The organism is Microbacterium sp. HMWF026 (assembly GCF_003061325.1).
GTDB classification, from domain to species: domain Bacteria; phylum Actinomycetota; class Actinomycetes; order Actinomycetales; family Microbacteriaceae; genus Microbacterium; species Microbacterium testaceum_E.
Genome location: NZ_QAJB01000090.1, coordinates 3,179 through 15,574, shown reverse-complemented (window position 1 = coordinate 15,574; position 12,396 = coordinate 3,179). Strand labels below are relative to the sequence as shown.

The 12,396-nt window shown below is 69.1% G+C and carries 12 protein-coding genes; 1 reads left to right on the top strand and 11 read right to left on the bottom strand.

Annotation, left to right across the window (positions count from 1 at the left end; translation table 11 throughout):
- Positions 1–3: 3 nt before the first annotated feature.
- The 11 genes from DBR36_RS04360 to DBR36_RS04310 form a co-directional block, all read right to left on the bottom strand.
- Positions 4–357 carry an RNA polymerase-binding protein RbpA gene (locus DBR36_RS04360; RefSeq protein ID WP_108317722.1) on the bottom strand — a complete coding sequence of 118 codons (354 nt, stop codon included), beginning with the start codon at positions 355–357 and terminating at the stop codon, positions 4–6.
- 1 nt (position 358) lies between these two features.
- Positions 359–607, bottom strand: coding sequence for a preprotein translocase subunit SecG (gene secG, locus DBR36_RS04355; RefSeq protein ID WP_056232190.1), 249 nt, complete (start codon positions 605–607; stop codon positions 359–361).
- Positions 608–719: 112 nt separating this feature from the next.
- Complete coding sequence (tpiA, locus tag DBR36_RS04350; RefSeq protein ID WP_108317721.1) at positions 720–1,508, bottom strand: triose-phosphate isomerase; 789 nt, start codon at positions 1,506–1,508, stop codon at positions 720–722.
- Entirely contained in the window at positions 1,499–2,713 is a 1,215-nt protein-coding gene (locus DBR36_RS04345; RefSeq protein ID WP_108317720.1) for a phosphoglycerate kinase, read from the bottom strand. The genes tpiA and DBR36_RS04345 overlap by 10 nt, the downstream gene beginning before the upstream one ends.
- A gap of 6 nt (positions 2,714–2,719) precedes the next feature.
- Positions 2,720–3,730 (bottom strand): type I glyceraldehyde-3-phosphate dehydrogenase, encoded by a 1,011-nt coding sequence (gene gap / locus DBR36_RS04340; RefSeq protein ID WP_108317719.1) that lies wholly within the window; start codon positions 3,728–3,730, stop codon positions 2,720–2,722.
- Positions 3,731–3,833: 103 nt separating this feature from the next.
- Entirely contained in the window at positions 3,834–4,460 is a 627-nt protein-coding gene (locus tag DBR36_RS04335) for a superoxide dismutase (protein ID WP_108317718.1), read from the bottom strand.
- A gap of 235 nt (positions 4,461–4,695) precedes the next feature.
- Positions 4,696–5,673, bottom strand: coding sequence for a DNA-binding protein WhiA (gene whiA / locus DBR36_RS04330; RefSeq protein ID WP_108317717.1), 978 nt, complete (start codon positions 5,671–5,673; stop codon positions 4,696–4,698).
- A gap of 40 nt (positions 5,674–5,713) precedes the next feature.
- Positions 5,714–6,592 carry an RNase adapter RapZ gene (gene rapZ / locus DBR36_RS04325; protein ID WP_108317716.1) on the bottom strand — a complete coding sequence of 293 codons (879 nt, stop codon included), beginning with the start codon at positions 6,590–6,592 and terminating at the stop codon, positions 5,714–5,716.
- 28 nt (positions 6,593–6,620) lie between these two features.
- Positions 6,621–8,546 (bottom strand): excinuclease ABC subunit UvrC, encoded by a 1,926-nt coding sequence (uvrC, locus tag DBR36_RS04320; RefSeq protein ID WP_108317715.1) that lies wholly within the window; start codon positions 8,544–8,546, stop codon positions 6,621–6,623.
- A 21-nt stretch (positions 8,547–8,567) separates the two neighbouring features.
- On the bottom strand, positions 8,568–11,534 hold the full coding sequence (gene uvrA, locus DBR36_RS04315; RefSeq protein WP_181373473.1) for an excinuclease ABC subunit UvrA: 2,967 nt from the start codon (positions 11,532–11,534) through the stop codon (positions 8,568–8,570).
- 137 nt (positions 11,535–11,671) lie between these two features.
- Complete coding sequence (locus DBR36_RS04310) at positions 11,672–12,100, bottom strand: MarR family winged helix-turn-helix transcriptional regulator (protein WP_108317714.1); 429 nt, start codon at positions 12,098–12,100, stop codon at positions 11,672–11,674.
- A 30-nt stretch (positions 12,101–12,130) separates the two neighbouring features.
- On the opposite strand from DBR36_RS04310, the gene DBR36_RS04305 reads away from it, so the two are divergent.
- Positions 12,131–12,373 carry a hypothetical protein gene (locus DBR36_RS04305; RefSeq protein ID WP_108317713.1) on the top strand — a complete coding sequence of 81 codons (243 nt, stop codon included), beginning with the start codon at positions 12,131–12,133 and terminating at the stop codon, positions 12,371–12,373.
- Positions 12,374–12,396 lie beyond the last annotated feature (23 nt).

The window sequence follows — 12,396 nt, the reverse complement described above, 5'->3', positions numbered from 1 at the left end:
GGGTCACTGTCCGCGACGCTCGCGCAGCTGCTGCAGGGCGTCGTCGAGGAGCGACGCGGCCTCGTCGTCGGTACGGCGCTCCTTCACGTAGGCGAGGTGCGTCTTGTAGGGCTCGGCCTTGGCGAGGGCCGGCGGGTTGGCCTTGTCGCGCCCGGCCGGAAGACCGGAGTGCGGGGAGTCGATCGTCTCGGGGATCTCGTCGTCGGGGATGCCGGCGGCGAAGTAGCGCACCGTCTCGTTGCCGAGAGCGTCCCAGTACGACACGGCCACGCGGTCCGCGTGGAAGCCGTGATCCTGCTCGCCCATGGGGCCCGCGCCGACGCGCGAGCCACGGATGGCATTGCCGCCAGTGGCCATGTCAGATCTCCGCGAATTTGGTCAGCAGACCGAGACCGACGATGGTGACGAACCACACCAGAGCCAGCACGATCGTGAATCGGTTGAGGTTGCGCTCGGCCAGACCCGAAGACCCGAGGGCGGAGCTCATGCCGCCGCCGAACATGTCGGACAGACCGCCGCCGCGACCCTTGTGAAGCAGGATGAGCAGGGTCAGCAGGAGGCTGGTGATGCCCAGCAGCACCTGCAGGACGAACTCGAGAATCTGCACTGTCGAAGCCTTTCACAGCGATCGGGTCGACCGCACAAGCGTCAAGTATACGGGGAGGCGTCTCGGACGCACGGATGCCCGCGGCGTCGTGCCGCGGGCATCCGTGGGGGCGTCAGACGCCGACGTGCTTCTGGAAGCGGATGATCGCCGCGAACTCGTCCACGACGAGGCTCGCACCGCCCACCAGCGCACCGTCGACGTCCGGCTCGCGCATGAAGCCGGCGATGTTGCCCGACTTCACCGAACCGCCGTAGAGCACGCGGGTACGCGCCGCGGCGTCGGCACCGAGCTTGTCGGCGACGACCGCGCGGAGCTTCGCGCAGACCTCCTGGGCCTGATCGGGCGTCGCCGCCTGTCCGGAGCCGATGGCCCAGACCGGCTCGTAGGCCACGACGATGTCGGCGTCGGCCGACACGCCCTCGAGGGCGACTTCGAGCTGACCCACCGGAACGGCGCTGGCACCGAACTTCTCGAGGTCCTCCGAGGTCTCGCCGACGCAGATGACGGGAACCAGGCCGTGGCGCAGGGCCGCCTGCGTCTTGGCCGCGATGACCTCGTCGGTCTCGTGGTGGAACTGCCGGCGCTCCGAGTGACCGATGATCACGTAGCGCGCGTCGAGCTTCGCCAGGAACTGGCCCGAGATCTCACCGGTGTAGGCGCCCGAGTCGTGCGCCGACAGGTCCTGACCGCCCAGGGCGAAGTCGATCTTGTCGGCGTCGAGGAGCGTCTGCACCGTACGCAGGTCGGTGTACGGCGGGAAGACCGCCACCTCGACACTGCCGTTCTCGTGCTTGGCCTCTTTCAACGTCCAGTGCAGCTTCTGGACGAACGCGACCGCCTGCAGGTGGTCGAGGTTCATCTTCCAGTTGCCGGCGATGAGAGGGGTTCTGGTCACACCCATCCGAGGACCTCCAGTCCGGGGAGCTTCTTGCCTTCGAGGAACTCCAGGCTCGCGCCTCCACCGGTGGAGATGTGGCCGAACGCGTCGTCCGCGAAACCGAGCTGACGCACGGCCGCGGCGGAGTCTCCACCGCCCACGACGCTGAGGCCGTCGACCTCGGTGAGCGCCTGGGCGACGGTCTTGGTGCCGGCGGCGAACGCGTCCATCTCGAACACGCCCATGGGCCCGTTCCAGAAGACGGTGCGCGAGCCGCGGATCGCGTCGGCGAAGATCTCGGCCGTCCGCGGTCCGATGTCCAGGCCGAGTCCCGAGGCGCCGAAGTCGGTGTCCTCGAGAGCGTCCGCGGCGGCGACGACGTGCTCGGCGTCGGCCGAGAACGAGGCCGCGACGACGGCATCGACCGGCAGGACGATCTCGACGCCGCGCTCCTTCGCCGTGGCGAGGTAGCCCTTCACGGTGTCGATCTGGTCCTTCTCGAGCAGGCTCGAGCCGACCTGGTGGCCCTCGGCGACGAGGAAGGTGAACATCATGCCGCCGCCGACGAGGAGCTTGTCCACGCGCGGCAGCAGGTGCTCGATGACGCCCAGCTTGTCGCTGACCTTGGAGCCGCCGAGCACGACCGTGTACGGGCGCTCGGGGTTCTCGGTCAGACGGTCGAGGACCTCGAGCTCCTTCTGGATGAGCAGACCGGCGGCCGACGGCACGAGCTGGGCGAGGTCGTAGACGCTCGCCTGCTTGCGGTGCACGACGCCGAAGCCGTCCGAGACGAGGGCGTCGCCGAGTTCGGCGAGCTCCCGCGCGAAGGCCTGGCGCTCGGACTCGTCCTTCGAGGTCTCGCCCGCGTTGAAACGCAGGTTCTCGATCACGGCGATCTCGCCGTTCTCGAGGGACGACACGGCATCCCGAGCCGACTCGCCCACCGTGTCGCGTGCGAACGCGACCGGCTGGCCGAGCAGCTCGGACAGGCGCTGCGCGACTGGCTCGAGGGAGTACTTCGGGTCGGGCGCCCCGTCGGGGCGGCCCAGGTGCGAGCACACGACCACACGCGCGCCGGCGTTGATCAGTGCGTTGAGGGTCGGCAGCGACGCGCGCACGCGGCCATCGTCCGTGATGACGCCGTCCTTGAGGGGGACGTTCAGATCACAACGGACGATGACGCGCGTGCCGGCGAGCGACCCCAGCGAATCGAGGGTGCGCAGAGCCATGAAGTGTCAGAGACGCTCGGCGACGTACTCGGTCAGGTCGACGAGACGGTTCGAGTAGCCCCACTCGTTGTCGTACCAGGACGACACCTTGACCAGGTTGCCGCTGACGTTGGTCAGCTCGGCGTCGAAGATCGACGAGTGCGGGTTGCCCTGGATGTCGCTCGAGACGATCGGGTCCTCGGTGTACTGCAGGATGCCGTTGAGGCGACCCTCGGCGGCGGCCTTCTTGTAGACCTCGTTGACCTGGTCGACGGTCAGGCCCTCGGTGGGGGTGACGATCGTGAGGTCGACGATCGAGCCGGTGGGAACCGGCACGCGGTACGACGAGCCGCTCAGCTTGCCGTTGAGCTCGGGCAGCACCAGGCCGATGGCCTTGGCGGCACCGGTCGAGGCGGGGACGATGTTGATCGCCGCGCCACGGGCACGACGCAGGTCGCCGTGGGGGCCGTCCTGCAGGTTCTGGTCGGCGGTGTAGGCGTGGGCGGTCATCATGAAGCCGCGCTCGATGCCGAAAGCGTCCTCGAAGACCTTCGCCAGCGGGGCGAGGCAGTTCGTGGTGCACGACGCGTTCGAGATGATGACGTCGGTCTCGGGGTTGTAGGTCTCTTCGTTCACGCCCATGACGATGGTGGCGTCATCGCCGGTGGCGGGAGCGGAGATGAGGACCTTCTTGGCGCCGCCCGCGACGTGCTTCTTGGCGTCTTCGGCCTTGGTGAAGCGGCCGGTCGACTCGATGACGATGTCGACACCCAGCTCGCCCCAGGGGAGGTTGGCGGGGTCGCGCTCTTCGAAGACCTTGATGGTCTTGTCGCCGACGGTGATGGAGTCTTCGGTGTACGAGACGTCCTCGGACAGCACGCCGCCCACGGAGTCGTACTTCAGCAGGTGCGCGAGGGTCTTGTTGTCGGTGAGGTCGTTCACCGCCACGATTTCGAGGTCGGCACCCTGCGCGAGAGCCGCGCGGAGGTAGTTGCGTCCGATACGGCCGAAGCCGTTGATTCCGATCTTGACGGTCACGGAATATCTCCTGAATCAGTTGTGCGCGAGAAGCGCGTGATTGCGGTATTCGCTGGCGGACAACGGCGTCCCGGCGGGGTGTCCCACCGGGACGCCGCACCGTTTACGACAGTACCAGCAGACCCGCGGTCTTCTCGCGGGCGGCCGCGAAGCGGTCCTGGGCGTCGGCCCAGTTGGCGATGTTCCAGAACGCCTTGACGTAGTCGGCGCGGACGTTCTTGTAGTCGAGGTAGTAGGCGTGCTCCCACACGTCGAGCAGCAGCAGCGGAACGGTGCCCGCGACGATCTGGCCCTGCTGGTCGAAGAACTGCTGGATGACGAGGTTCTCGCCGATCGAGTCCCAGAACAGACCGGCCCAGCCCGAGCCCTGCACGCCGAGGGCGGCGGCCGTGAACTGCGCGCGGAAAGCGTCGAACGAGCCGAACTGGTCGTTGATGGCGGACTCGAGGTCGCCGGTGGGCTTGTCGCCGCCGTTGGGCGAGAGGTTCGTCCAGAAGATCGAGTGGTTGGTGTGACCGCCGAGGTTGAACGCGAGGTCCTTCTGCAGACGGTTGATGTTGGCGAAATCGCCCTTCTCGCGGGCTTCGGCGAGCAGGTCGAGGGTCGTGTTCGCCCCGTTGACGTACGTCTGGTGGTGCTTGCTGTGGTGCAGCTCCATGATGGTCGCGCTGATGTGCGGCTCCAGCGCGGAGTAGTCGTAGGGCAGTTCGGGCAGCGTGTACTTCGCCATGTTCTCTACTTCCGAATCGGGCGCTGCCCGGACCTCTGCGCCGGAATGACATGCCGAGGCTCGAGCAGCGAGGGTGACGTCTTCATCCTATTGAGGACCAACGCGGCGCCCACGGGGTTGCTTCCCCGGATGACGGAAGGTAGCGGCCCGGGCGCGTCGCGGGCTGCCCGGTCCGGGGCGGTCGCACGCCCCCGGCACGGGACGCCGGGACGCGGCATCCGCGATCCGGGACGACTCAGTCGTCGGCGCCCACGGGGACGGCCGCCTCGGTGCCCGGGATGCCGTCGGCCTCGGCCTTCTTGTCGGCCATGGCGAGCAGGCGGCGGATGCGTCCGGCCACGGCGTCCTTGGTGAGGGGCGGGTCGGCGTGGTGGCCGAGCTCGTCGAGGCTCGCGTCGCGGTGCGAGAGGCGCAGCTCGCCGGCCTGCTGCAGGTGATCGGGCACCTCGTCGCCGAGAATCTCGAGCGCACGCTCGACGCGCGCGCAGGCGGCGACCGCGGCCTGCGCGGAGCGCCGCAGGTTGGCGTCGTCGAAGTTGACCAGGCGGTTCACGCCCGCGCGCACCTCGCGGCGCTGACGCATCTGGTCCCACTCGCCGGCGGTGCGACGCGCACCCATCTCGTACAGCGCGCCGCGGATCGCCTCGCCGTCGCGCACGACGACGCGGGGGACGCCGCGCACCTCGCGGGCCTTGGCGGGGATGCCGATGCGGTGACCGGCGCCCACGAGGGCCATCGCGGCCTCGGACGAGGGGCACGAGATCTCGAGAGCCGCCGAGCGACCCGGGTCGCTGAGCGTGCCGCTGGCCAGGAACGCACCGCGCCAGATCGCGCTGAGGTCGGGGCGCGAACCGGTCGTGAGCTTGTTGGGCAGGCCGCGCACGGGGCGACGGCGCTGGTCGAGCAGGCCGGTCTGTCGTGCCAGGGTCTCACCCGCCTCGATGACGCGGACCGCGAAGTGCCCGCCGGTGCGCCCTCCGGAGCCCTGCACGTGGTGCAGCTCGGGGCGCACGCCGTACAGCTCCATCAGGTCGCGCGCGACGCGGCGGGCGAGGATGTCGGAGTCCAGCTCGGCCTCGACGGCGACGCGATTGGCGATGGAGTGCAGACCGCCGGAGAAGCGCAGAAGGGCCGTGAGTTCGGCCACGCGCGCGGTGGGGCGCGGGTCCCGAACGGTGATGAGCTCGGCCTTCACGTCGGCGGTCAGGGGCACGATTCTCCTCGGGTGGGGGCGGCGGGGACGACGTTACAGCCTACTCGCGACCGAGGTCGCGGTGAGCCACGCGTACGGCCACACCCGGAACATCGGCCAGACGTGCAGCGAGCTCGCGCGTCATCACGACCGACCTGTGCTTACCCCCCGTGCACCCCACGGCCACCACGGAATGCCGCTTGTTCTCGCGCTGATAGCCCTCGAGGACGGGCCGGAGCGCGGCCGAATACGCGTCGAGGAACTCCGCCGCGCCCTGCTGTTCCAGCACGTATTCCCGGACTCGGGGGTCCTCGCCGGTCAACGCGCGCAGGTCCTCGCTCCAGAACGGGTTGGGCAGGAATCGCATGTCGGCGACGAGGTCCACGTCGGGCGGCAGTCCGTATTTGAAGCCGAAGCTCATCAGCGTCACCGTGTGCCGTGCCGCTCCCTCTTCGCCGAAGAGCGCGACCGTGCGCAGCGACAACTGATGGACGTTGAGCGTCGAGGTGTCGATGACGACGTCCGCCGCCTCGCGCATCGGTGCGAGGCGGTCGCGTTCCCGTCGGATCCCGTCGAGGATGGTCCCCTCGCCCTGCAGCGGGTGCGGGCGGCGCACCGCCTCGAAGCGGCGGACCAGCACCGCGTCCGAGGCGTCGAGGAACACCGTGCGCACCTGGCGGCCCGCCTGCAACGAGCGCATCGCCTCGGGCAGATCGGCGAAGAGCGTCCGTCCGCGCACGTCGACCACCACGGCGACCCGGGGCACCGCTCCCCCGGCGAGCTCGGTCAGCTCGAGCAGAGGCCGCAGCATCTGCGGGGGCAGGTTGTCGACGACGTACCAGTCGAGGTCTTCGAGGGCATTGGCGACCGTGGATCGCCCGGCCCCCGACATGCCCGTGACGATCAGCACCTCACCTGGCTCGTCTCGTGCCGGTTCCATGGCGTCAGCTCCTGTCGTCCACGCCAGCCTACCGAGCCAAGTGGGTGCGGATGGCCTCGGCGAGGGTCGGTCCGATGCCGGGGAGCACCGTGATCTCGTCCGCGGTCGCGTTCTTCAGGGCGGACACCGACCCGAAGTGCCGCAGCAGCGCCTTGATGCGCGCGTCCCCCAGGCCGGGCACCTCTGCCAGGACGCTGGTGATGTCGCGCTTCCGGCGCTTGCGCTGGTGCACGATGGCGAAGCGGTGGGCCTCGTCGCGCAGGCGCTGCAGCAGGTACAGGGCCTCCGAGGTGCGCGGCAGGATGACGGGGTACTCCTCGCCCGGCAGCCACACCTCTTCGAGGCGCTTGGCGATGCCGCACAACGCAATCTCTTCGTGCCCCGCATCCGCGAGCGCCCGCGCGGCCGCGGCGACCTGCGGCTGACCGCCGTCGACGACGAGCAGCTGCGGACGGTACGCGAAGCGCGGCCGCTTGCGCGCCGTGACGACGTCGCCGTCGGCGGTGGCCTCGTCGGAGTCGGGGTCGGCGACGATCGCGCCGTTCACCGTCTCGGGCTCGATCTCGTCCGGACGGTCGAGGTAGGCCAGGCGCCGGGTGAGCACCTGGTACATCGAGTCGGTGTCGTCGGTGGTCTCGGCCACGCCGAACGAGCGGTACTGATCCTTGCGCGGCAGCCCGTCCTCGAACACGACCATGGATGCCACGACGTTGGTGCCCGACAGGTGCGAGACGTCGTAGCACTCGATGCGCAGGGGCGCCTCGGTCATGCCGAGCGCCTCTTGCAGGTCGGTGAGCGCCTGCGATCGGGCGACGTAGTCGCTCGTGCGCCGCGTCTTGTGCAGCATCAGCGCCTGCTGCGCGTTCAGGGTCGCCGTCTTGAGCAGGTCGGCCTTGCGTCCGCGCTGGGCCACCTGCAGGGTCACCGGGCGGCCCCGCCGCTCGCGCAGCCAGTCCTCGAGCTGCTCGGCGTCGTCGGGCAGCTCGGGCACCAGCACCTGCCGGGGGATGTCGGTGGCATCCGCGTCTCCGTAGGTGCGCTGCAGCACCTGATCGACGAGCTCCGCTCCCGAGATGTCGATCTCTTTCTCGATCGTCGTCGCCCGCACGCCGCGCACGCGACCGCCGCGCACGACGAAGTGCTGCACGGTCGCGGCGAGTTCATCCTCGGCGATGCCGAAGAGGTCGGCATCCGTGTCCGAGGCCAGCACGAGCGCGCTCTTGCCGAGCACCGCATCGATCGCCTGCAGCCGGTCGCGGTAGTGCGCGGCGGACTCGTAGTCCATCGCCGCCGAGGCCTCTTTCATACGTGCGGTCAGTTCTCGCGTGAAGCGCTGGTCGCCGCCCGACATGAACGCGACGAAGTCGTTGACGACGGCGCGGTGCTCCTCGATCGAGACCTTCATCGAGCACGGTCCCCCGCACCGGCCGATCTGGCCGGGGAAGCACGGACGCCCCGAGGCCATCGCCTTCTTGTACGACGAGTCGCTGCACGTGCGGATCGGGAAGACCTTGATCATCAGGTCGATCGTGTCGTGCACGGCCCACACCTTGGGGTACGGACCGAAGTACTTCGCGCCGCGGATCTTGGGGTTGCGGGTCACGATGACGCGCGGCGCCTCGTCGGCCAGGGTGATCGCCATGAACGGGTACGACTTGTCGTCGCGGTAGCGCACGTTGAAGGGCGGATCGAACTCCTTGATCCACATGTACTCCAGCTGCAGGGAGTCGACGTCGCTGGGGACGACGGTCCACTCCACGCTGGAGGCCGTCGTCACCATGCGACGCGTGCGCTCGTGCAGCGAGTGCAGCGGGGCGAAGTAGTTCGACAGGCGCGCGCGCAGGTTCTTCGCCTTGCCGACGTACAGCACCCGTCCCTCGGCGTCCCGGAACCGGTAGACCCCCGGGTTGGTGGGGATCTCGCCGGCCTTGGGGCGGTAGGGCAGCTGCGACATCCGTTCTCGGGATGCCACGGCTCAGCCCGCCGCGCCCACGAGCTCCCGCTCGGCGCTGCCGGCGTCCGAGGCGGTGTTGCGCTGCGCACCGGTGCGACCGGTCTCGAGGAGCTCGGCGAGGAAGGCGCCCGTGTGGCTCTCGGCCACCTTGGCGACCTGTTCCGGGGTGCCGGTGGCCACGATCGTGCCGCCGCCCGCGCCGCCCTCGGGGCCCAGGTCGATCACCCAGTCCGAGCTCTTGATGACGTCGAGGTTGTGCTCGATGACGATGACCGTGTTGCCCTTGTCGACCAGACCGTTGAGCACCTTGAGCAGCAGCGACACGTCTTCGAAGTGCAGACCCGTAGTCGGCTCGTCGAGGACGTAGATCGAGCGGCCGTTGCTGCGGCGCTGGAGTTCGGTCGCGAGCTTCACGCGCTGCGCTTCTCCGCCCGACAGCGTCGTGGCGGACTGCCCCAGGCGCACGTAGCCCAGACCCACGTCGACGAGCGTGCGCAGGTAGCGGTGGATCGCCTGGATGGGTTCGAAGAAGTCCGCGGCCTCCGAGATCGGCATCTCGAGCACCTCGGCGATGTTCTTGCCCTTGTAATGCACCGACAACGTGTCGCGGTTGTAGCGCTTGCCGTGGCAGACCTCGCAGTCCACGTACACGTCGGGGAGGAAGTTCATCTCGATCTTCAGCGTGCCGTCGCCCGAGCACGCCTCGCAGCGGCCGCCCTTGACGTTGAAGCTGAAGCGGCCGGCCTGGTAGCCGCGCACCTTCGCCTCGGGCGTCTCGGCGAAGAGGCTGCGGATGCGGTCGAACACACCCGTGTAGGTCGCCGGGTTGGAGCGCGGCGTCCGTCCGATCGGCGCTTGGTCGACGTGCACGACCTTGTCGAGGTTGTCGAGGCCGGTGACCCGCGTGTGCTTCCCCGGCACGCGGCGCGCGCCGTTGAGCTTCGAGGCGAGGACTTCGTACAGGATGCCGTTCACCAGGGTCGACTTGCCCGAGCCGCTGACGCCGGTCACCGAGGTGAGCACGCCGAGCGGGAAGTCGACGGTGACGTTCTGCAGGTTGTTCTCGCGCGCGCCGACGACCGTGACCTGTCGCTTCTTGTCGATTTTGCGGCGCTTCTTGGGGGCCTCGATCGCGCGCCGTCCCGAGAGGTAGGCGCCCGTGAGCGAGGCCTCGTCGTCGAGCAGCTGGGCCAGGGGCCCCGAGTGCACGACGTTTCCGCCGTCGACGCCCGCGCGGGGTCCGATGTCGACGACCCAGTCGGCCGCGTGGATGGTCTCTTCGTCGTGCTCGACCACTATCAGGGTGTTGCCGAGGTCGCGCAGCGTCTCGAGGGTCTGAATGAGGCGACGGTTGTCGCGCTGGTGCAGACCGATCGAGGGCTCGTCGAGCACGTACAGCACGCCCGTGAGCCCGGAACCGATCTGGGTGGCCAGGCGGATGCGCTGCGCCTCGCCACCCGAGAGCGTGCCCGCGGCGCGCCCGAGGCTGAGGTAATTGAGACCCACCTGCAGCAGGAAGTCCAGGCGCGCGCGGATCTCGCGCAGGACGGCGGCGGCGATCGTGGCCTCGCGGTCGGTGAGGGTGAGCTGCGAGAAGAACTCGCGGGCGTCGGCGAGACTCATGCGCGAGGCCGCCGCGATCGAGGTGTCGTCGACGAGGACAGAGAGCACCTCGGGCTTCAGACGGTCGCCGTCGCACACGGCGCAGGGGACCTCGCGCAGGTACTCCGACCAGCGCTGGCGCTGAGCGTCGGACTCGGCCTGCAGGTACTGGCGCTCGATGTAGGGCACGACGCCCTCGAAGCCCGACGAGTACCGCATCTCGCGGCCGTAGCGGTTCTTCCACTTGACGGTGACCTTGTAGTTCTCACCGCGCAGCACCGCCTGCTGAACGTCTTTCGACAGCTTCTTCCAGGGGGTGTCGAGCGAGAAGTCGAGGTCGCGGGCCAGGCCCTCGAGCAGGCGCTCGTAGTACTGGAAGAGTCCCTTGCCCTGGGTCGTCCACGGCAGGATCGCACCGTCGCGGATCGACAGCTCCTCGTCGCCCAGCATGAGGTCGACATCGACCGACATGCGGGTGCCGAGCCCCGAGCAGACGGGGCACGCGCCGAAGGGAGCGTTGAACGAGAACGTGCGTGGCTCGATCTCGGTGAGCTGCAGCGGGTGACCGTTGGGGCACGCGAGCTTCTCGGAGAACGACTGCCAGGCGTCGTCGCCCTCTTCGTCGACGTAGTTGACCTGCATGATGCCGCCGGCCAGCCCCATCGCCGTCTCGACCGAGTCCGTCACGCGGCTGAGGATGTCTCCGGATGCCACGAGCCGGTCGACCACCACGGCGATGTCGTGCTTGTAGCTCTTCTTGAGGGTCGGCGGCTCGGACAGCTGGACCAGTTCTCCGTCGACGACGGCGCGGGCGTAGCCCTTGGCGCTGAGCTCCTTGAAGAGGTCGACGAACTCGCCCTTCTTCTGCGTCACGACGGGGGCGACGATCTGGTAGCGCGTGCGCTCGGGCAGCTCCATGAGCTGGTCGGCGATCTGCTGGATCGTCTGACGCTGGATGCGGGCTCCGCAGTCGGGGCAGTGCGGCACGCCGATGCGCGCCCAGAGCAGACGCATGTAGTCGTGGATCTCGGTGATCGTGCCGACCGTGGAGCGCGGGTTGCGGTTGGTCGACTTCTGGTCGATCGACACGGCCGGGCTGAGGCCCTCGATGAAGTCGACGTCGGGGCGGTCGACCTGGCCGAGGAACTGACGCGCGTAGGCGCTGAGCGACTCGACGTATCGGCGCTGTCCCTCGGCGAAGATCGTGTCGAAGGCGAGGCTGGACTTGCCCGAACCGGACAGACCGGTGAACACCACCAGGGAATCGCGGGGGATGTCGAGGTCGACGTCCTTGAGGTTGTGGACTCGGGCGCCCCGGACGCTCAGCTTGCCGCTGTTGGCGGAATTCGCGGTCGACGAGGGCTGGGCGATGGGAACGATGGGCACGCGTTAAGTCTAGGTCGACCCTCCGACATCGGCCCCGGGTTCGCCGGGAGCGCACGAGTGTGCGAGGGTGCGCGGCGCCCGACGGGGTCCAACCGCCGCTGCGGAGCGAGCGGAGCGATCGGGGGCCGGAGCCGCGCTCAGTCCCGCGGGGTTCCGGCGAACGGCGCCAAACCGTCCCGCAGCGCGACCAGGTCCGCCTCGTCGATGCCGACGCGCTCCATGACCGCGCCCGGCACCCGCAGTGCCTCTTCGCGCAGGGCGCGACCCTCGTCGGTCAGGTCGATGTCGAGGACGCGCTCGTCATCGGCGCGGCGCGCGCGCACGACCCGCCCCTGCGCCTCCAGTCGCTTGACGAGCGGCGACAGCGTGGCGGGCTCCATGGCGAGTTCGGCCGCCAGCGCCCCGAGCGAGCGCGGAGCGCTTTCCCACAGCGCCAGCATCACCAGGTACTGCGGGTGGGTCAATCCGAGCGGTTCGAGCACCGGCCGGTAGATCGACACCACATTGCGTGCGGCCGTGACCAGGGCGAAGCACACCTGGTTCTCGAGCTTCAACGGGTCGTCCACGGCATCCCTCCGCAATTAGTTAGTACACTAATGATCATGACACGAAAGGATGCTGACCGCCCGCCTCTGCGCGAGCGCGTCCGCGAGGCCGGTGGGTGGTACCAGTACCTGAACACCCGTCTCATCCGCGTCGCCGGCCCCGCGTCGGTGGGCCCTTACGAGACGACGCCCGAGCCGGTGCGCACCGAGCGACCGTGCCCCCTGTGCGGCCACCCGATGTCGGCTCACGGCGTCGACCGTTCGGGCCCGAAACCGCTTCTGCACTGCCCCTGACGCCGGCACCTGACGAAGGAACC